Annotated in this window: 16 protein-coding genes and 2 pseudogenes; 7 read left to right on the plus strand and 11 right to left on the minus strand. The window is 72.7% G+C overall.

The window, feature by feature from the left end:
- Positions 1–38 precede the first annotated feature (38 nt).
- The 7 genes from ACWD10_RS12500 to ACWD10_RS12530 all read right to left on the minus strand — a co-directional run bounded on the left by ACWD10_RS12500 (position 39) and on the right by ACWD10_RS12530 (position 6530).
- Positions 39–1199 (minus strand): glycerate kinase family protein, encoded by a 1161-nt coding sequence (locus ACWD10_RS12500; RefSeq protein ID WP_451089866.1) that lies wholly within the window; start codon positions 1197–1199, stop codon positions 39–41.
- A gap of 26 nt (positions 1200–1225) precedes the next feature.
- Positions 1226–2644 (minus strand): SLC13 family permease, encoded by a 1419-nt coding sequence (locus ACWD10_RS12505; protein WP_451089868.1) that lies wholly within the window; start codon positions 2642–2644, stop codon positions 1226–1228.
- A 149-nt stretch (positions 2645–2793) separates the two neighbouring features.
- Positions 2794–3459, minus strand: a complete 666-nt coding sequence (locus ACWD10_RS12510) for a response regulator transcription factor (protein WP_451089870.1) — start codon at positions 3457–3459, stop codon at positions 2794–2796.
- Positions 3456–4826, minus strand: a complete 1371-nt coding sequence (locus tag ACWD10_RS12515) for an ATP-binding protein (RefSeq protein WP_451090057.1) — start codon at positions 4824–4826, stop codon at positions 3456–3458. The genes ACWD10_RS12510 and ACWD10_RS12515 overlap by 4 nt, the downstream gene beginning before the upstream one ends.
- Positions 4827–4887: 61 nt before the next feature.
- The gene (locus tag ACWD10_RS12520; RefSeq protein WP_451089872.1) at positions 4888–5277 is read right to left on the minus strand and encodes a small secreted hydrophilic protein; all 390 of its coding nucleotides are present in this window, start codon (positions 5275–5277) and stop codon (positions 4888–4890) included.
- Between the two features lie 183 nt (positions 5278–5460).
- On the minus strand, positions 5461–5742 hold the full coding sequence (locus ACWD10_RS12525) for an Lrp/AsnC family transcriptional regulator (protein WP_451089874.1): 282 nt from the start codon (positions 5740–5742) through the stop codon (positions 5461–5463).
- Positions 5739–6530 (minus strand): rhomboid family intramembrane serine protease, encoded by a 792-nt coding sequence (locus ACWD10_RS12530; RefSeq protein ID WP_451089876.1) that lies wholly within the window; start codon positions 6528–6530, stop codon positions 5739–5741. Before ACWD10_RS12530 ends, ACWD10_RS12525 begins: the two co-directional genes overlap by 4 nt.
- A 183-nt stretch (positions 6531–6713) precedes the next feature.
- On the opposite strand from ACWD10_RS12530, the gene ACWD10_RS12535 reads away from it, so the two are divergent.
- From ACWD10_RS12535 to ACWD10_RS12555, 5 genes are all read left to right on the plus strand, one after another.
- A complete protein-coding gene (locus tag ACWD10_RS12535; RefSeq protein ID WP_451089878.1) occupies positions 6714–6953 on the plus strand; it encodes a hypothetical protein in 240 nt (79 codons plus the stop codon).
- Between the two features lie 39 nt (positions 6954–6992).
- The gene (locus tag ACWD10_RS12540; protein ID WP_451089880.1) at positions 6993–8597 is read left to right on the plus strand and encodes an NYN domain-containing protein; all 1605 of its coding nucleotides are present in this window, start codon (positions 6993–6995) and stop codon (positions 8595–8597) included.
- Positions 8598–9058: 461 nt separating this feature from the next.
- Entirely contained in the window at positions 9059–10087 is a 1029-nt protein-coding gene (locus tag ACWD10_RS12545; protein WP_451089882.1) for an NlpC/P60 family protein, read from the plus strand.
- A 252-nt stretch (positions 10088–10339) separates the two neighbouring features.
- A complete protein-coding gene (locus ACWD10_RS12550) occupies positions 10340–11383 on the plus strand; it encodes an NlpC/P60 family protein (RefSeq protein WP_451089884.1) in 1044 nt (347 codons plus the stop codon).
- A 153-nt stretch (positions 11384–11536) separates the two neighbouring features.
- A complete protein-coding gene (locus ACWD10_RS12555) occupies positions 11537–12736 on the plus strand; it encodes a hypothetical protein (protein WP_451089886.1) in 1200 nt (399 codons plus the stop codon).
- Between the two features lie 54 nt (positions 12737–12790).
- On the opposite strand, the gene ACWD10_RS12560 is transcribed toward ACWD10_RS12555, so the two are convergent.
- On the minus strand, positions 12791–13315 hold the full coding sequence (locus tag ACWD10_RS12560) for a PadR family transcriptional regulator (RefSeq protein WP_451090059.1): 525 nt from the start codon (positions 13313–13315) through the stop codon (positions 12791–12793).
- Between the two features lie 126 nt (positions 13316–13441).
- Here ACWD10_RS12560 and ACWD10_RS12565 point away from each other — a divergent pair, with 126 nt between their 5' ends.
- The gene (locus ACWD10_RS12565; RefSeq protein WP_451089888.1) at positions 13442–14827 is read left to right on the plus strand and encodes an MATE family efflux transporter; all 1386 of its coding nucleotides are present in this window, start codon (positions 13442–13444) and stop codon (positions 14825–14827) included.
- Here the strand turns inward: ACWD10_RS12565 and ACWD10_RS12570 are convergent.
- A pseudogene (locus ACWD10_RS12570) lies at positions 14791–15719 on the minus strand (glycosyltransferase 87 family protein); the annotation flags it as partial. The gene ACWD10_RS12565 and the pseudogene ACWD10_RS12570 overlap by 37 nt on opposite strands.
- Positions 15720–15947: 228 nt before the next feature.
- Positions 15948–16262 (minus strand): annotated as a pseudogene (locus ACWD10_RS12575) (hypothetical protein); the annotation flags it as partial.
- A 119-nt stretch (positions 16263–16381) separates the two neighbouring features.
- Here ACWD10_RS12575 and ACWD10_RS12580 point away from each other — a divergent pair.
- On the plus strand, positions 16382–17524 hold the full coding sequence (locus ACWD10_RS12580; RefSeq protein ID WP_451089890.1) for a glycosyltransferase family 4 protein: 1143 nt from the start codon (positions 16382–16384) through the stop codon (positions 17522–17524).
- 35 nt (positions 17525–17559) lie between these two features.
- Here the strand turns inward: ACWD10_RS12580 and ACWD10_RS12585 are convergent, their stop codons facing one another.
- A complete protein-coding gene (locus tag ACWD10_RS12585) occupies positions 17560–19353 on the minus strand; it encodes an AMP-dependent synthetase/ligase (RefSeq protein ID WP_451089892.1) in 1794 nt (597 codons plus the stop codon).
- Positions 19354–19426: the final 73 nt, after the last annotated feature.

Genomic DNA, 19426 nt, shown 5'->3' on the forward strand with positions numbered 1-19426 from the left:
CCGGACCCCCGCTCCTCAAACGCCGGACGGGCTGATGGCTAAGCGGCGAGATTGGCGCCCAACAGCACCATCCGCAAGGCCCGTTCCGTCGCGTCCGTCAGGAACTCGCCGCCCCGGCCCAGCGCTTCGGGCAGCGTGACCGGGGCGGGCAGGATCGCACTGTATGCGTCCACCCCGGTGGCGTGGACCTGATGCGCGCCCTCGCCGATCGTGCCCGCGAGGGCGAGGACCGGGCGGCCGTGGAGCTTGGCGCGGCGGGCCACCTCGGCCGGGACCTTGCCGCGCGGCGTCTGGTGGTCGAGGGCGCCCTCGGCGGTGACGACCAGGTCGGCGCGGGCCAGACGGGCGTCCAGGTCGAGGGGGGCGAGTAGTCCGTCGAAGAGGCTGTAGCGGGGGAGCAGTTGGGCGCCCAGGGCGGCCAGGCCCGCGCCTAGGCCGCCGGAGGCGCCCGTGCCGGGGCCATGGCGTAGGTCGGCCGAGCAGCCGAGGTCGCGTTCGAGTACGTATGCCCAGTGGTCCAGGGCCGCCGAGAGCTCCTCCACCTGCGCCGGGGTCGCGCCCTTCTGCGGGCCGAAGACCCGAGCCACGCCGCGCGCGCCGCACAGGACGTTGAACGGGTTGCAGACGACCTGCAGCTCCACGTCCTTCAGGCGCGGGTCGAGGCCGCTCGGGTCGATCCGGTCGAGGCGGGTCAACGCCCGTCCGCCGCACGGGAGTTCGTATCCCTTCGCGGTGAGCAGGCGGGCGCCGAGGGCCTGTAGCGCGCCGGCGCCCCCGTCCGACGTACCGGAGTCTCCGCAGCCGACGAGGATGCGGCGTACGCCCGTGTCGAGCGCGGCGCGGATCAGCTCGCCGACGCCGTACGTGGTGGTGGCGCCCGGGTCGCGCAGGGTGCGCGGGACCAGGGACAGGCCCGCGACGGCGGCCATCTCCACCACGGCGGTCTCGGCGTCGAGCAGCGCGAAGTGGGTGCCGACCGGTTCGCCCACGGGGCCCGTGGCGGGCAGCGCGACCAGGCGGCCGCCGGTGGCCGAGGCGAGCGCGGCGGCGGTGCCCTCGCCGCCGTCCACCAGGGGGATGAGGTCGACCTCGGCGTGCGGGACGACGCGGCGCACCCCGGCCGCGATGGCCTCGGCGGCGGCGCGGGCGGACAGGGACTCCTTGAAGCCGGCGGGGGCGACGGCGAAACGGGTCAGCATGGCGGTAACTCCCGGGGTCAGGGGCGTCAGGGGCGAAGGACGGGCACGCCGAGCAGCGGCCACACCGCGAGCGCGAAGAGCAGTACGAGCGCGGCGGTCAGTGGGGCCAGGACGGTGGAGAGGCGCAGCAGGTCGCGCGGGGTGTAGGTGGGGGTGCCGGGGATCTCGGCGAAGAGCGTCACGGGCTTCGCGGACGCGGGCAGGGTGTGGCAGAAGCCCGCGGCGGCCGTCGACGCGAGCGCGGCCGCGACCGGGTTGACGCCCGCGCCGACCGCCGCCACCACGACCAGCGGGACCAGGACCGACGAGCGGGCCGAGCGGGACTGCAGGACGAGGTGCGCGGCCGTGCTGAGCACGATCACGGCGCCGAGGAACAGTCCGGGCGGCAGGTCCACGGGCAGGCCCGAGACCAGCCACCGCGCCGCGCCCGAGTCGGCGAGCGCCACGCCCATCGCCATCGTCGCGGCCATGAAGAGCAGCAGCGACCAGGGCACCGTCTTGAGGGCGTCCTTGAGGCGTACGGTGCCGAGCGCGGGGGACGCCGCGATGACCGCGCCGATCAACGCGACGACGGCGGGCGGGACTTGGTGCAGCGGCTCACTGCACCACAGCGCGACGACGGTGGTGAGGAGGAGTGCGCAGCGGGACTCCGCCGCGTTCAGCGGGCCGGTGACCGCCGTGTCGCTGTGCTCCTGGAGGTCCCCGGCGCTGATGCGTACCGGACCGCGCCGGTCCGCGCGCCGCGTCGTCGTCAACAGGACGACCTCGGCGGCCAGATGGGAGGACGCGACGGCGAGCGGCAGGCCGAGGAGCAGCCACTGCGTGAAGCCGATCCGCTGTCCCGTCGCCTCCCAGAGCACCGACACGGTGATCAGATGGGCGCCAGCGCCGATCAGGGTCGCGACCGCGGACAGCAGGATCACGGTGGGAAACAGCAGCGCCAGCATCACGACCAGTCGCTTGCGGTCGGCGAGGACCTTGGCGAGCGCCAGGAAGACGGGCAGCGCGAGGGCGGCGCGCCCGGAGGTGGCGGGCACCGCGAAGGCCGTCACCACCAGCGCCGCGGTGGTCAGATGCGTCAACTGCCGTACGCTGCGCGCCCCGCTGACCAGGAACGCCGCCGCCCGGCCCGCGAGCCCCGTGCGCGCCACGGCGGCCGCGAGCACGAAGGCGCAGATCAGCAGCCACACCGTCGCGTCGCCCAGGGTGCCGAAGAGGGTCTCGCTGCTGATCACTCCGGTCGCGGTGAGGGCGAGTCCGGCGCCGAGCGCGATGTACGTGTCATCGATCGGGGTGGCGATCCACGCGCAGGTCGCGAGCGCGAACACGGCGAGGGTGAGGCGGGCCTCGCCGGTCAGGCCGGGGAAGTTGGTGGGGACGAGCAGCAGTCCGCAGAGGGTCAGGGCCGCGCACCACGTTGCCGCTTGCCGGAAGTTCACTGTCACGTAAGACAGTTTTCGAACCTGCTGTGAGTCCCTGATGAGCCGTAAATGAAGGGAACTTCACCGGGACAAGGAACCTCACCGGGACGGGTACTTCACCCGGGGGCGCGGGGCGCAGGGCGCGGGGCGCGACCGGACGGCGCTGCGGCGGCTTACGGACCGGGCAGCCGGTACCCCATCCCGCGCACCGTCTCCACCCGCTCCGCGCCCAGCTTCTTGCGCAGCGCGCGGACGTAGACGTCGACGATGTTGGAGCCGGGGTCGAAGTCGTATCCCCAGACATGGGAGAGGATCTGCTCGCGCGCGAGCACCTGCCCGGGGTGGCGCAGGAAGAGTTCCAGGAGCACGAATTCGCGGGCCGTCAGATCCACCGTCCGGTCGCCCGAGCGGGCCCTGCGGGTGCGCAGGTCCAGGCTGAGCTCGCCGCTGCGCAGCACCGTCACCTCGGGCGCGCGGGCCGCGGTGCGCAGTCGGAGCCGGACCCGGGCGAGCAGCTCCTCGAAGCGGAACGGCTTCGTCATCCAGTCGTCGGCGCCGCCTTCGAGCCCGGCCACGGTGTCCCGCACCGAGTCCCGCGCCGTGAGCACGATCACCGGGACGGTCACCCGGGCCTCGCGCAGCTGCCGCAGGACTGTGAAGCCGTCCCGGCCCGGCAGGCCGATGTCCAGGATGACCAGGTCGAAGCCGCCGGTCAGCGCGTAGTCGTGTGCGGCGTCGCCGTCGGCTACGACGGTGGTCGTGAAGCCGTTGGCGCGCAGCCCCTTCTCGATGAAGGAGGCGATGCGTTCCTCGTCCTCGACGATCAGAATCCGGTTCACTTGGCCTCCTCCAGAGGCAGATCGAGTACGAAGGTGGCGCCGCCGCCAGGCGTTTCGCGCAGCCGCACGCCGCCGCCCCGGTGGCCCTCGGCGATCGCCCGCACGATGGACAGGCCGAGCCCGGCGCCGCTGCCGCGCGCGCCGCGCCGGGCGGTGCCGCGCCGGAACCGGTCGAAGATCACCTCGGCGTCCTGCGGTGGCACACCGGGCCCCGAGTCGGCGACGTACAACTCGACGGCCGCACCCTCGATGCGGGAGCCGATGCTGACGGCCTGGCCGGGCGTGGTGTGCTGCACGGCGTTCTGCGCGAGCTGCACCATCGCCTGGGTGACCCGCTGCTCGTCCAACTCGGCCTCGCCCTCGGCCACTTCGGTCAGCTTCCAGTCACGCTCGCCCAGGGTGCGCGCCTTGACGTAGACATCCGCGGTGAGTTCGGCGAGCTGCACCGGTCCTGGTGTGACGAAGTCGGGGCGCTCGGCCTTGGCGAGCAGGAGCAGGTCCTCGACGATCCGGCTCATCCGGTCGAGCTCGTCGGTGACGAGGCGGACGGTCTCCTCGCGCTCCGCCGGATCGTCGCCCATGAGCTCCAGGTGGCCGCGGACGATGGTGATGGGGGTACGGAGCTCGTGCCCGGCGTCGTCGACGAAGTAGCGCTGTGCGGCGAAGGCCCGCTCAAGCCGGTCCAGCATCGCGTTGAACGTCTCGGCGAGCGCGGCCACGTCGTCGCGGCCCTGCACCGGGATGCGCCGGGTCAGGTCCTGCTCGGTGAGCTGGGCGGCGGTGGTGCGGACCAGGCGTACGGGCCGCAGGATGCTACCGGCCACCACCCAGCCGATGCCGGTGGTCATCACCAGGGCGACCCCGGAGATGGCGAGCAGTATGCGGAACACCTCGTCCACCCGGGCCAGTTCGGTCTCCGGGTGGAAGGCGACGACGAACGCCGCCTCCGGCTCGCCGCCCTGCCGCGCCACCGTCACCTTGGCCCAGCGGATCTCGCCCTCGGGGCGGTGCAGGGTGCCGGTGGCGTCGGGCGAGGCGAAGATGGCGCGGCGCGCGGCCGGGTCCTGGTGCAGTGGCAGCGCGGTCCGGATCTCGCGCTGCTGCACCAGCTTGGCGGGGTCGCGGTCCGCCCGTCGTACGAGACCGATCAGCTCCTCGTCGGCGTCGGCGTACTGCCGCTCGAGGAAGACCCGGAGCAGGCGGTCCGGGGCGGCGAACTCGCGGCCGGTCTCCGGGTCGACGCCACGCGCCTCGAGGTTGGCGAACTCGCTGGTCTCCTGGGCGAGCAGGCGCGCGATCCGGTGGTCCACGTCCCGCTCCAGGATGGAACGGGTGGTCATGGCGACCGCGGCGAGCGCCACGGCCATCACGCCGAGCAGCCAGAGCAGGATCCGGACGCGGGCGGAGATCCGGCGCACGGGCGCGGATTCAGCCGTCGTCCCGGTCTCCCGCACCGCGCCCGCTCCCGTCGTTCCGGTCGTCGTTCCCGTCGTCGTTCGTGTCGTCGCCCGTGCTGCCGTTCCGGCTGCCCCCGTCGTCGCCCGTGCCGCTGTTCCGGCTGCCCCCGTCGTCGTCATCGTCGTCGTCGCCGGGCCCGTCGCTCACCGGTGGCCGGGAGACCACCTCGTCGCTGGGCGTCGGGGTGGGTGAGGGGGACGAGGGCTTGCCCGAGGGGGCGGGTGAGCTGGGGTCCAGCTCGATCTTGGGCGGCACCTTCGGGGGCGCGGGGCTGTCGGTGAGTGTGTAGCTGGTCGCCGCGATGCCGAGGGGGATCGCGACGACTGCGGCGAGTGCCGCCATGCGGTGGGAGAAGGCCATACGTCGAGCGTGCGCGGCTCGGGCGCGCGTCCGGATGAGGCGAAGATGAAGAAGTCCTCATCCGGCCGCGGGGCCTGAGGCCGCGAGGTCGCGGGAGCGGACGGACCGAGGGCCCGTCCGGCCGGGCGTGTGCGCCGGGCGTCGCTGCTCGCCGCGGGCCCGCGAAGGTCGGGGAGACGGGCCCTAGGAGTCCAGGCCGATCGCGAACGCCGCCTCGAGGTCGTGCTGGGAGTACGTGCGGAACGCGACGTGCGTGTCCGTGGCCTCGACGCCCTCGATCTTGCTGATCCGGCCCGGAATGACGTCCGCCAGATCGTCGTGGGCGGCCACCCGCACCATCGCGATGAGGTCGTAGGTACCGGTCACCGAGAAGACCTCGCTGACGCTGTCGAGCGCGGCGATCGCCTCGGCGATCTCCGGGATCCGGTCCACGCTGGTCTTGATGAGCACGATCGCGGTGATCACGGCTGACTTTCTCCCTCGGTCGCCGGCGCTTGGCCCTTCACTCTAGCCGTACGCAGACACAGCCCCCAGGCGTAGAGGAAGCCGAGCGAGAAGCCCACCAGGTGAGCCAGGTAGGCGACCCCGGGACCGCTGGTCTCCCGCGCCGCCGCAAGCCACTGGAGCGCCACCCAGAACGGCAGCACGATCCATGCGGGAAAGCGCAGCGGAAGAAAGAACAGAAAGGGAAAGAGGCTGGTGACCCGGGCCGTGGGGAAGAAATAGAGAAAGGCGCCGAGCACCGCGGAGATCGCCCCGGACGCCCCCACCAGGGTCTGCTCGGAGCCGGCATTGGCGGCCGCGAACACGAAGAGCGCGAGCGCCCCGCAGCCCAGATAGAAGAACGCGTACTGGAGATGCCCCAGACGCTTCTCCACCATCGCCCCGAACACGTAGAGGAACAGCATGTTGCCGAGCAGATGCAGCCAGCTGCCGTGCACGAAGAGCGCGGTGACCGGAGTGAGCGCGGCCCGCGGCACCCCGTCGAGCAGCGCCTGCGGGATGACGCCCCAGCGGGCGAAGTAACCGCGCTGGGCGGCGAGCAGTTGGTCGCCGGTGCCGAAGGTGGGGTTGAGCCCGGACCCGGGGGAGATCACGAAGATCGCGCAGCAGACCACGATCACGCCGTACGTCACCACCGCACCGCGCCCCGTGACCAGCCGCAGCGGCGCGCGCAGGGACGCGACGCCCCGGAAGACGGTCGGGGACGTGTCCTTGTGCGGCTCTCCCGCCGCACCCCGCTCAACGATCATGGACAGATCATGACGTAACCGGATGCATGCGTATAGACCGCCTCGCCGCCCGGCTCCCGGCCGTCCGCACGGCCCCACGGCAAGCCTTAGGGTTGCCAGAAGTAGGGGAGTATCACTGACCTACGAAAAGTGACTGACTCAAGGTGACCGACTCAAACTGATCGACGAAAGGCGTACGCCGCGATGACGGTTCCGCTCCCGACCTCCGACACCCGGTGGCGCTGCACGCTCTGTGGCAACCTCACGCGCTTCGACGTGACCCGTTCGTCGAAGGTGGTGGAGTACGTCCACCTCGACCTGGCCGGTGAGCCCAAGGTCGAGGAACGCGACGTGCTCAGTGAGAACATCGAGTCGGTCCGCTGCCGCTGGTGCAACGCGGTGGATCAGGTGGAACTGGTGGCAAAGCCGGGCGCGAGCTCCTGAGGGGCCCGCCCGAGCGGCACGTGTCGAGTGGGGTGACGGATGGTGCAGGCAGGCCAGCGGGGCGACGGCGCCGGGGCGGCCGGTGCGGCCGACGGTGTCGGTCCGGCCCACGCGGCGGCCGACGCCACCGGGTCGACGCCCGTAGAGGGCGCCACCGACGCCACCGCGAACCACGCGGAAGGTGCCAAAGGCGCCTCTGGCGGGGCCTCTAAAGGGGCCTCTAACGGGGCTTCCGATGGGGCCTCCCGTGGGGCCTCCGACGAGGCTTCCCCGGCGGACGGCGCCACCGGGACCTCCGTGGACGAGACCGCCGGGACCTCCGCGGACGAGACCGCCGAGACTCTGGAGCGGCCGCTTCCCGAAGGCGTACGCCGTCGGGTCATCGCGCTCGTCTCGGACGGTTTCGGCGGCCTGACCGTCTCCGAACTTCCCCCGCAGCTGCGCCAGTACGCCCGCTTCACACCGAGCCGTCGGCTGAAGTTCGCGGGCAACGCGATGGCGGCCGCCCTGGAGTCCGCCCCGCTCTTCCGGCAGCGGATCGGGGAGCGGCTCAGAGAGGCGCAGCCCGAGCTGGCCGCCGCGCTCGACTCCGGCACGCCGCCCCCGGCCGCGGACCCGCTCGATGTGGCGGCCGCGGCCTACGTACTGCGGCACACGGGATGGGTGAAGCTCGTGACCGCCGCCGGAGAGGAGGCGCAGCGCGCCGACGCCGAGCGGGCCGACGAGGAGACCCGGGCCGAGCTGGAACGCCTGCGCCGCGAGGTGGCCGAGACCCGCGAGCGCGCCCGGGCCGAGACCGAGCGGCTCCGCGCCGACCTGGACGCGGCGAAGAAGGAAGCCGAATCGCTTCACCGCAAGCTCCGCAGCGCGCTCAGCGACGTACGCCGCGGCGAGGCCGCCCTGCGCAAGGCAGCCGCCGAGACCGAGGCCGTACGCGCCGAGAGCCAGACGCAGCTCTCCGCCGCCGACAGCGAGGCACGCCGCCTCAAGACCCGGCTCGGCGAGGCCGAAGCGGCCCTGGAGGCGAGCCGCAAAGCGGTGCGCGAGGGCCGCTCGATAGAGGACATGCGGGTACGGCTGCTCCTGGACACACTCCTGGAGTCCACGCAGGGGCTGCGCCGCGAACTCGCCCTGCCACCGGTGTCCGTACGCCCCGCCGAGACCGTCGACGCGGCCGAACCGGGCCGGATGAGCCCCAAGGACATCGCGGCCCGCGCCCTGTCCGAGGACGATCCGGCGATCCTGGATCAATTGCTCGCGCTGCCCCAGGCGCACCTGGTGGTGGACGGCTACAACGTCACCAAGACCGGCTATCCCACGATGCCCCTGGAGAAGCAGCGGCTCCGGCTGCTCGGCTCGCTCTCCGCGCTCGCGGCGCAGACCGGCGCCGAGGTGACCTGTGTCTTCGACGGGGCGGAGCTGGCGGCGCCGGTGCTCCTTGCACCACCGCGCGGCGTCCGCGTCCTCTTCTCCAAGCCGGGCGTGACCGCCGATGAGCTCATCCGGCAGCTGGTCCGCGCCGAGCCGCCGGGCCGCCCGGTGACGGTGGTCTCGACCGACCGTGAGGTGGCCGACGGGGTCGCACGGGCGGGCGCCCGCCCGGTCGCGTCCGCGGTCCTCCTGAAACGACTTTCGCGCGGCTAGGCCCTCTCTTCCGGATCATCCCGGCGTCGCGGGCTCTGGCACGCACATCTGCGGCGTTGTCGTCGGTCGCCGACGCTCCGCGTCGACTCCCTCCTCCGCCTTGCAGCTGCACGCACCAGAGCCCGCTCGGGCCACCCGGAAGGGCGCCGTCGTCCGGAGCCGGGCTGACCCGGAAGAGAGGACCTGGCGGCTTCTGTAACGCCTGGCAACTCCTGGGCGTAATGCCCGATTTCGCGGGACCTTCACGCAACATTGCGTCAAGTGCTCATTACTGCAGGTGTATTGAAGGTAAAGGATGCGGTCGCGACCGAGAATTTTGCCGGGATGATTTGAAGGATCTCAATCGTGTCACTTAGTGTCTGGGCTCGAACCTTCGCTCTGTTGATCATCTAATAGAGATGACGGCGGGGGTCCCGCCTATCGTCCCCAGTAGGCGGTCGGAGGAAGAAGGAGCCGCCCCCGTGGCGTCCCATCGTCGACCGAAGCAGCCGAGCCGCTCCCGCGTGACCGTTCTCACCGCGACCGCAGCGGCAGCCGTGGCGCTCACTTCGCAGGCCGCACACGCGGAGCCGAAGCCGAGCAAGAAGGAAGTCAAGGCGAAGGTCGACAAGCTGTACGAGGAGGCGGAGCACGCCACCGAGAAGTACAACGGCGCCAAGGAGCAACAGGACAAGCTCGAGGAAGAGATCAGCGAGCTCCAGGACAAGGTCGCCCGCGGCCAGGCCGACCTCAACGAGCTGCGCGACGGCATCGGTTCGCTGGCCAGCGCCCAGTACCGCTCCGGCGGCATCGACCCCTCCGTGCAGCTGTTCCTCTCCTCCGACCCGGACAGCTACCTGGACAAGGCCTCCTCGCTCGACCAGTTGACGAGCAAGCAGGCCGACGCCCTGAAGGAGATCCAGGGCAAGCAGCGGGCGCTCGCGCAGCAGCGTGCCGAGGCCAAGGACAAGCTGTCGGACCTCGCCGACACCCGCAAGGAGCTGGGCGAGCAGAAGAAGAAGGTCCAGGGCAAGCTCAACGAGGCGCAGAAGCTCCTCAACACCCTGACGGCCAAGGAGCGCGCGGCCATGGCCGCCGCCGAGGAGCGGGCGAGCCGCGACGCCGCCGACCGCATCGACCTCGGCAACACCGCGCCCGCCACGGGCCGCGGCGCCGCGGCACTCAATGCCGCCAAGAGCAAGATCGGTTCGCCGTATGTGTACGGCGCGACCGGGCCGAGCTCCTTCGACTGCTCGGGCCTGACGCAGTGGTCCTTCTCGCAGGCCGGGGTCTCCATACCCCGGATCTCCCAGGACCAGGCGAACGCCGGTACCAGGATCTCCTCGCAGAGCGACCTGCGCCCCGGCGACCTGGTCATCTTCTACGACGACCTGCACCACGTCGGCTTCTACGCGGGCGGCGGACAGATCCTGCACGCCCCCAAGCCGGGCGCCGCGGTGCGCTACGAGTCGATCAACAACATGCCGTACATGTTCGGCGTGCGCATCTGACGTCTCGCGGTTCCGCCGTCTCGCACGGTACGTCTCACTCGCTCATCTCTCTCGTACGTCTCACTCGTACGTCCCTGTCGTACGGCGCTCAACGCGCCCTCCGAACGGGCGAATTCGGCCCCCGCGTGCTGACCCCGCGTCCCGCTGTCGACCTGCGTCGATGGCGGGACGCTGTGCTGTGCGTGGCCGCCGGGGCCGGTTCGTGGTGATACCTTCCGCGCTGTTCTGGCCCCGGAAGAAGGAGCCGCCCCCGTGGCGTCCCACCGCCGTCCCTCGCACTCCGCCCTCGCGGGCCTCGACCGGAGCGCCCGCATCACCGTCCTGTCGGCCGCCATGGCCACCGCGGCCGCCGCCGCGACCTCGCTCGGCGCCGCCCCCGCGGGCGCCGACCCGCAGGACGACACCGAAGGCTCCTCGGCCAAGGTGGACCGCCTCTACGCCGAGGCGGAGCGGGCCACGGAGGCGTACAACAAGGCGGACGAGCGGACCGACACGCTGCGCCGCGAGGTCGCCGTGGTGCAGGACGCGGTCGCCCGCGGCCAGGAACGCATCAACACCATGCGGGGCGCGCTCGGTGCGCTGGCCGGGGCCCAGTACCGTTCCGGCGGCATCGACCCCACGGTCGCCCTGATCCTCTCCTCGGACCCGGACAGCTATCTCGAGAAGGCCGCCACGCTCGACCGGATCAGCCACCGGCACGCCGGCGAGCTCTCCGAACTCCAGCGCGCCCAGCGGACCCTGGCGCAGCAGCGCGCCAAGGCCACCGAGATGCTCAGGGAGCTCGAGCGGTCCCGGGCCGTGGTCGCGCGGCAGAAGCGCACCGTGGCGCGGAAGCTCGCCGAGGCCCAGCGGCTGCTCAACTCGCTGTCCGCGCGGGACCGCGCCGCGTTCGACCGCGCTTCGCGTTCGGACCGCGGCGAGCTGCCCGGGATCTCCGGGATGCCGCCGTCGGCGCGGGCCGCGGCGGCGGTCGCGGCGGTGCGGCAGGCGGTCGGGCGGCCGTATGTGTGGGGCGCCAACGGGCCGTACGGCTTCGACTGTTCGGGCCTGACGCAGTGGGCGTACGGGCAGGCGGGCGTCGGCCTGCCGCGCACCTCGCAGGAGCAGCAGTACGCGGGGCGGCAGGTCTCGCTCGACGAGGCGCAGCCCGGAGACCTGGTCACCTACCGCTCCGACGCCAGCCATATCGGGATGTACATGGGCAACGGCCAGGTGGTGCACGCCCCCTACCCGGGGGCGCCCGTGCGGTACGACCCGGTGGGCATGATGCCGGTCTCCGCGGTGACCCGCGTCTGACCGGATCGGCACCGGTCCACGCTCCCGAGGGCTCGTCTGCCTCTCGTGCCTCCCCGCGCGTCCTCGTACCCTCAAGAGATGGCTGGTCACGGGTGTACGCGGGTGGGTGCGGCAGGTCGGTGGGCTCCCCGGCGCGCCGGGGCGGGCGTTCCCGTGCGGCGCCGCCTCCGTACGGCCGTGCTGCTCTGTCTCGCCGTGCTCCTCGTCGGCACCGGCTGCGGTGGGCCCGCGCGGGGGGACTCCGCGACCGTGGCCGTGGAGCGGCTGCTCGCGCGGCGGGCCGAGGCCGTGCTCGAGCGGGACGAGGCGGCGTACGAGGCGACGGCGGCGCCCGGCGGTCCGGCCGCGCGTGCTACGGAGTTCGGCCACCTCGCCCAAGTGCCGCTGCGTTCTTGGGAGTACCGCCTGACCCGGCTCGTCCTGGCCGAGTCCGGCGCCACCGCCTCCGTCGAGCTGCGCTACCGCCTCGACGGCTACGACCGTGCCCCGGTCACCGTGGAGCGCACCGTCCGGCTCGAACGCCGCGGCGAGCGCTGGTCCGTGGCCGACGAGCGGTCCGCCGACAAGGGGGTGCGGCAGCTGTGGGAGCAGGGCGAGGTGACGGCGGTACGCGGCGAGCGGAGCCTGGTCCTCGGGGTCGGCCGGAGCCGGGACCAGCTGCGCGGTTACGCCGGGCTCGCGGACCGTGCGGTTCCGGCGGTGCGGGACGCGTGGGGCCGGGCCTGGGCGGGCCGCGTGGTGGTCCTGGTGCCGGGCTCGCTCGACGGGATGGCGGGGCTGCTCGGCGCCCCGGCCGCCGGGTACCAGGGCATCGCGGCGGTCACCACGGGTGAGGTGGGCGGCGGCGGGCAGGCGCCCGCGGACCGGATCATCGTCAACCCCGAGGCGTATGACGTACTCAGCGACTTCGGCAAGCAGGTCGTCCTCACGCACGAGGCCACCCACGTGGCCACCCGCGCGTACACCTCGGCGGCCACCCCGCTCTGGCTCTCGGAGGGCTTCGCCGACTGGGTCGGCTACCGCGGCTCGGGCCGCACCGCCGCGCAGACCGCGCCCGAGCTGCACCAGGCGGTGCGCCGCGGCCAGGTGCCCGGCGCGCTCCCGGACGACAAGGCGTTCGGCTTCGGCGGCGACTCCGGGCGCCTGGCCCGGGCGTACGAGGGCAGCTTGCTGGCCTGCCGGATGATCGCGGAGCGGTGGGGCGAGCCGAAGCTGCGCGCGTTCTACGAGGCGGTCGGCGCCCGGGAGCGGCGCGCGGGCGCGGTCGACGCGGCGCTGCGGGACGTACTGGGCACGACGCCCGGGGAGTTCACGGCCCAGTGGCGGGCGTACCTCCGGGCCGAGCTGGCCTGACGGCTTTCCCCGGCTTCTGCCCCCTCGCCTCACCCCTCGCCTCACCCCTCGGCCTCACCCCTCGAGCTCGGCCAGCATCTCCGTCAGCCACGCCCGCTCCGCCTTCCTGGTGGCCCGGGCCACCCGCAGCATCCCGCGCCGGAACGGGTCGGGCTCGTCCTCGGCCCGCACCGGGGCGCCGTCCCGGTGGAAGAAGCTGGCGGCCTGGTCCAGGAACTCCTTACGGCGGCGCAGCACGGCCGCCTGCTCGGCGGGGTCCGGCAGGTGGCGCAGGAACGCGAGCAGGGTGTTGAACCGCTGCTGGTCGGTGATCTCCACGTCCTTCGGGTGCCGCAGCCGCTCCAGGAGCGCGTCCCGGCCGGATTCCGTGAGCGACAGGACCCGGCGCGGCGCGGCGCCGCTGCCGGGCTCGGCGTGCTGCTCGAGGCGTCCGGCCTTGGTGAGGCGGGTGAGCGCGGGGTAGAGGGCGCCGTCGCTCACCGGCCGGACATGGCCGCTGAGGGCCTGGATCCGGACCTTCAACTCGTAGCCGTGCAGCGGCTGTTCGTAGAGGAAGCCCAGTATGGGTAGCTCGAGCATGATCGTCGTCACCGGCTCCGGTTCTCCGCGGGGGGATTTCCGCTTGCGCTCGTACGAACGCGTGCGCGAGTGTACCTCTCATCGTGGTACCTCGAATAGAGGTACTCCTGGAAGGGGGACTCCGGCATGACACCCGGCATGACACCCGGCATGACACCTCGTGCGCATCGCGGGCGGATCGTCGCGCTCGCCCGGCCCGTGTACTTCTCGCTGCTCGCCTCCGTGGCCGCGGGGATCGTCAACACGGTGTGGGTGGCGCGGCTCGGCGGCCCGGCGATCGCGGCCGTCGCGGTCGCCACGAACACCGAGAACCTGCTCCTCGGCGTGGCCCTGGTGTTCGGCTCGGGCACCACCGTCCTGGTCGCGCACGCGCGCGGCGCCGAGGACCCCGGGGCGGTGCGCTCCGCGGTGCGCGGCGGCCTCGCCCTGTGCGTGCTGCTCGCCCCGCTGGTGGCGGCGGGCGGGTTCCTGCTGCGGGAGCCGGTGGCGCGGCTCGTGCTCGGCGGAGGCGGGCCCGCGTCCACCCTGGCGGCCCACTACTTCGCGATCTCCATGCCGGGGATGGTGGTCTTCTTCGCGCAGCAGCTGGTCGACGGGATCCTCAAGGGCGCGGGCGACACCCGCACCCCGATGCGGCTCGCGCTGCTCTCCAACGGCCTGATCCTCGTACTCGATCCCCTGCTGATCCACGCGTACGGGGTGCCGGGCGCCGCGGCGGCCACCGTCCTGGCCCGCTCCGTGACCCTCGCGTGCGGGGTACGGGCCGTCCGCCGCAACCCGCTCATGCGCGCGGCCCTGGCCGCCCCGCCCGCCCGACCGACTCCCGCCGCACTGCGCCGCGCCCTGCGCACCGGCCTGCCGATGTCCGTCGACTTCACCGTGCGGCAGGCGGGGGCGCTCGCCCTGATGGCGGTGGTGGCGCGGCTCGGGGTGAGCGCGGTCGCGGCGTACGCGCTCGCGTACAAGGCCATGTACCTGGCCACGATGGCCTTCTACGCGGTACGCCAGGCCGCCGCGATCCACACCGCGCACACCCTCGGTGCCGGAACCGCGCACACCCTCGGCACCGGACAGGACGCCCGCGGCCCGATCGCCCGGCAGGTCGCCCTCGTCGCCGGAGTGCTCGGCGCCGCGGCCGCGGCGGTCTTCGCGGTGGCCGCCCCGTGGCTGCTCCGCGTCCTCGGGGCACGCGGCGATGTGGCGGCCGACGGGACGCTGTTCCTGCGCTGCGCCGGACCGTATCTGCTGCTCACGGCCTGCGTCATCGCGCTCGGCGGGGTCTTCGAGGGCAGCGGCGGCGCGGGGGCGCTGCTTCGGGTCACCCTGCTCGGCACCGTGGTCCAACTGCCGCTCGCCCACGCCCTGTCCGGCCTCGGGCTCGCCGGGATCGCGTGCGCCCTCGGCCTCGCGATGGGGGTGCAGAGTGCCGCGGCCGGGCTGCTGCTGCGGCGCGCGCTCCGCTCGCCGGACCGGAGTCAGGAGCCCAACGACGCCCTGCCGCGGGCCGGTTGAGCCGGCACCGCCGCGGGACGGCACGGCTCCGTCACCGACCGGCGCCACAGCCGGGCGCAGGCCGTCAGCGCGGCGGCGACCAGCAGGCCGTTGCGTACGAGAAGAAGAGCGACGCCCAGCGGATCGCTCGCCGTCACATGCGAGAACCAGAGGGGGAACTCCAGGAACGTCACCCCCGTCGCCGCGAGCACAAGCCCCGCGGGCAGACCCATCCCGCGCACCCCGTACGTCAGGCACATCGCCGCCAGGCCGACCAGCCACAGCAGGTACTGCGGGCTCACCACCCGGCTCGTCACGGTGAACAGAAGAACCGCCGCGAACGCCGTGTCCGCCAGCGTGCTCGGCGCCCACCTCCGCGCCCGCAGCCGCCACACCACCAGCCACCCGAAGGCGGCCACCGTCAGCGCCGCGCCACGGTGCTCACCAACGGCACGTACGGGCCGAGGAATTCCACCGATCCGTAGTTCAACTGCATCCGCCCCTGCCAGCCCAGATGCCGCGCCGCATGGAAGACCAGCGCCCCCAGCGACTCGACCTCCGTGCCCCGGTCACGCTGGAAGTCCAGAAAGGCCAGCGCCCCCGGCATCACCGCCGCGCACCCGAGCAGCACCCCGCACACCGTCCCGGCCGCCGCCGTCCACGCCTGCCGGGTCACCCGCGCGCCCGGCGTGCCGAGGAGCAGCAGCACCGGCCACACCTTGAGCAGCGCCCCGAACCCGGCGAGCACCCCGAGGACCCGCGCGTGCCGCGCCCCCGCGAGCAGCGCCGCCACCGCCACGGCCGTCACCATCAGGTCGTACCGCGCATACGCCGTCGGCCCGAGCAGCGGTACGCCCACGACCCACGCCCACGCACCCGCGTACCCCCTGCCGGGGTCAGGGCCTGTCGCCAGACTCCCGCCTGCCGCGCGACGCTGGCACGCACTCCCCCGCTCTCGGCTTCGCTCGAGCGGGAGGTGCCCCCGCGCCGCGTTGCCAGACGGCCCACGTAGCGCCGCTACGAGGACCTTCCGGCGCCTTGCGATCGCCGCACCAGCCTCCCCCACTCTCGGCTTCGCTCGAGCGGGAGGTGCCCCCGGCGCGGCCGCCCTACGGGCGACGACGGGAGTCTGGCGACAGGCCCTGCCCGCGCGCCACAGCAGAGCGAGCACGGCCGCATCGCAGACGAGAACCAGAACGAAGAAAGCGGCCGCGTAGTCGAGGAACGGCAGCAGGGCGGGGGAGAGGATGGCGAGCGCCGCGGCCGGCGGGTACTGCCAGGTGACGTCGTCCAGCGGGAACGTGCCGAGCCGCAGAATCTCGAACCAGCTCCGGTAGATCACCACCACGTCGCCGGTCACATCCGGGCCGGGCACCGTGAACACCTTGAACACGCACAACAGAAGCAGGGCCCGGGTGACCGTCCAGACCGCCAGGATCCGGATCGCGCCCGTCATGAGCTCCTCGTCACGTTCAGTGCGTTTTTGCGGGTACGGCCGTGATGTGCCGGGCTCATGATGCCGGGCACCCCGGCCACGCGGCGTGAGGCACGGCCGTTCGGTACTGTCGGACGGCGATGCACAAGACCCTGATCGTCACCAACGACTTCCCGCCCCGCCCCGGCGGCATCCAGGCGTTCCTGCACAACATGGCGCTCCGCCTGGACTCCGAGCAGTTCGTCGTCTACGCCTCCACCTGGAAGCGCGGCCGCGAGGGCGCCGAGGCCACCGCGGCCTTCGACGCCGAGCAGCCGTTCACCGTCGTACGCGACCGGACGACCATGCTCCTGCCGACCCCCCGCGTCACCCGCCGCGCCGTCGACCTGCTCCGCGAGCACGGCTGTACGTCGGTCTGGTTCGGGGCGGCCGCGCCGCTCGGCCTGATGGCGCCCGCGCTGCGCCGGGCCGGGGCGGAGCGGATCGTGGCGACCACGCACGGGCACGAGGCGGGCTGGGCCCAGCTGCCCGCGGCCCGCCAACTCCTGCGCCGGATCGGGGAGTCCACGGACACGATCACGTATCTCGGCGAGTACACCCGGTCCCGGGTCGCCGCCGCGCTCACCGCCGAGGCGGCGGGGCGGATGGTCCAACTGCCGCCCGGCGTCGACGAGAAGACCTTCCACCCGGGGTCCGGGGGTGACGAGATCCGGGCGCGGCTCGGGCTCAGTGACCGGCCCGTGGTCGTGTGCGTCTCACGGCTCGTGCCGCGCAAGGGGCAGGACACGCTCATCCGGGCGCTGCCACGGATCCTGGAGCGGGTGCCGGACGCGGTCCTGCTGATCGTCGGCGGCGGCCCGTACGAGAGCGACCTGCGCAAGCTGGCGGCGCAGACCGGCGTCGCGGACTCCGTGCGCTTCACGGGCGCCGTGCCGTGGGAGGAACTGCCCGCCCACTACGGCGCGGGCGATGTGTTCGCCATGCCGTGCCGTACGCGGCGGGGCGGGCTCGATGTGGAGGGGCTCGGCATCGTGTACCTGGAGGCCTCCGCCACGGGGCTGCCCGTGGTCGCGGGAGATTCGGGCGGAGCGCCGGATGCGGTGCTCGACGGAGAGACGGGGTGGGTCGTGCGCGGGGGTGCCCCGGAGGAGGCCGCCTCGCGGATCGTCACGCTGCTTGAGGACCCCGAGTTGCGGAAGCGGATGGGGGAGCGGGGGCGGGAGTTCGTCGAGCAGCAGTGGCGGTGGGACTTGCTCGCGGAGCGGCTGAAGACGCTGCTGTGACGGGCCGGGGGCTCAGCCCCCGGCCCTCCGCGGAGTTACTGGTACAACGCCTCGATCTCGTCCGCGTAGTCCTTCGCCACCACACTCCGCTTCAGCTTCAGCGAAGGCGTCAAGTGGCCCGACTCCTCCGTGAACTGCTCCGACAGGACGCGGAATTTGCGGACCGACTCGGCCTTGGAGACCGCCGCGTTGCCGTCGTCCACCGCGCGCTGGACCGCCGCGAGGAGGTCCGGGTCGTCGCGCAGGGAGGCCGCCGTCGAGTCGGCGGGCTTGCCGTGTTCCTCGGCCCAGCGGCCGATGAACTCGTCGTCCAGGGTGATCAGGGCGCCGACGAACGGGCGGCCGTCGCCGACCACCATGCACTCGGCGACGAGCGCGTGCGCCCGGATGCGGTCCTCGATCACCGCCGGGGCGACGTTCTTGCCGCCCGCCGTGACGATGATCTCCTTCTTGCGGCCGGTGATCGCGAGGTAGCCGTCCTCATCGAGGGTGCCCAGGTCGCCGGTGTGGAACCAGCCCTCGGACAGGGTCTCCTCGGTGGCGCCCGGGTTGTTCCAGTACTCCTTGAACAGGTGATCGCCGTGCAGGAGCACCTCGCCGTCGTCGGCGATCCGGATCACCGAGCCGGGCAGCGGCTGGCCGACCGTGCCGATCTTCTGCCGGTCCCACGGGTTGAACGCGGTGGCCGCACAGGACTCGGTCAGACCGTAGCCCTCGAGGACCGTGAAGCCGATGCCGCGGAAGAAGTGGCCCAGGCGCTCGCCCAGCGGGGCGCCACCGGAGATCGCGTACTCGCCGCGGCCGCCGAGCACCGCCCGCAGCTTGCTGAACACGAGCCGGTCGAACATCTTGTGCTGGAGCTTCAGGCCGAACGACGGGCCCGCCGCGCTGTCCAGGGCGCGGCTGTAGGCGATCGCCGTGTTCGCCGCCTTGTCGAAGATCTTGCCCTTGCCGTCCGCCTGCGCCTTGGCCCGCGCCGAGTTGTAGACCTTCTCGAAGACCCGCGGCACACCGAGGATCAGCGTCGGCCGGAACGAGGCCAGTTCATCGGTGAGGTTCTTGATGTCCGGTACGTGACCCAGCTTGATCGGCGCCATCATCGGGGCGATCTGCACCAGACGCCCGAAGACATGCGCGAGCGGCAGGAAGAGCAGGACCGAGCACTCGCCGGTACGGAACAGCGGGCGCAGCCGCTCCACGATGTTGCCGCACTCCGCGAAGAACGAACGGTGCGTCAGGACACAGCCCTTGGGGCGGCCCGTGGTGCCCGAGGTGTAGACGATGGTGGCCGGGTCGTCGGCCTTCGCGAGCGAGGAGCGCTCCTCGACCGTCTCGTCCTCGATGTCCGCGCCCAGACGGTTCAGCTCCTCGACGCCGCCCGCCTCGATCCGCCATACGTTCTCGAGCGCCGGAAGCCGGTCCCGTACCGCCTCGACGGCCTCGGCATGCGCCTCGAGCTCGACCACGCAGGCCACCGCGCCCGAGTCACCGAGGATCCACTGCACCTGCTCCGGCGAGCTGGTCTCGTACACCGGCACGGTGACCGCACCGGCGCTCCAGATCGCGAAGTCGAGAAGCGTCCACTCGTAGCGGGTACGGGACATCAGGCCGACCCGGTCGCCCGGCTTGACCCCGGCGGCGATCAGGCCTTTGGCGGCGGCGTGCACCTCGGCGAGGAACGCGGTGGCCGACATATCCTGCCAACTGCCGTTCACCTTGCGGCCGATGACGGCGACGTCCGGGTGCTGCGCGGCATTGCGGCGGACGATATCGGTCAGATTGCCGTCCGCTGGGACCTCGTACAGGGCCGGAAGGCTGAACTCGCGCAAGACTGCTGCTCCTCATAGGGCACCGACGCCACGACGCTGTGCGATGCGGCGGTGCGTCCAAGATCGGGCAGGT

This window comes from Streptomyces sp. NPDC002851, assembly GCF_053591935.1.

Bases quoted from the DNA above. Each gene is read 5' to 3' on its own strand.
- ACWD10_RS12500 (WP_451089866.1), bottom strand. From the start codon at position 1,199: ATGCTGACCCGTTTCGCCGTCGCCCCCGCCGGCTTCAAGGAGTCCCTG.
- ACWD10_RS12515 (WP_451090057.1), bottom strand. From the start codon at position 4,826: ATGGCCGTGGCGCTCGCCGCGGTCGCCATGACCACCCGTTCCATCCTG.
- ACWD10_RS12520 (WP_451089872.1), bottom strand. From the start codon at position 5,277: ATGGCCTTCTCCCACCGCATGGCGGCACTCGCCGCAGTCGTCGCGATC.
- ACWD10_RS12530 (WP_451089876.1), bottom strand. From the start codon at position 6,530: ATGATCGTTGAGCGGGGTGCGGCGGGAGAGCCGCACAAGGACACGTCC.
- ACWD10_RS12535 (WP_451089878.1), top strand. From the start codon at position 6,714: ATGACGGTTCCGCTCCCGACCTCCGACACCCGGTGGCGCTGCACGCTC.
- ACWD10_RS12540 (WP_451089880.1), top strand. From the start codon at position 6,993: ATGGTGCAGGCAGGCCAGCGGGGCGACGGCGCCGGGGCGGCCGGTGCG.
- ACWD10_RS12560 (WP_451090059.1), bottom strand. From the start codon at position 13,315: ATGCTCGAGCTACCCATACTGGGCTTCCTCTACGAACAGCCGCTGCAC.
- ACWD10_RS12565 (WP_451089888.1), top strand. From the start codon at position 13,442: ATGACACCCGGCATGACACCCGGCATGACACCTCGTGCGCATCGCGGG.
- ACWD10_RS12580 (WP_451089890.1), top strand. From the start codon at position 16,382: ATGCACAAGACCCTGATCGTCACCAACGACTTCCCGCCCCGCCCCGGC.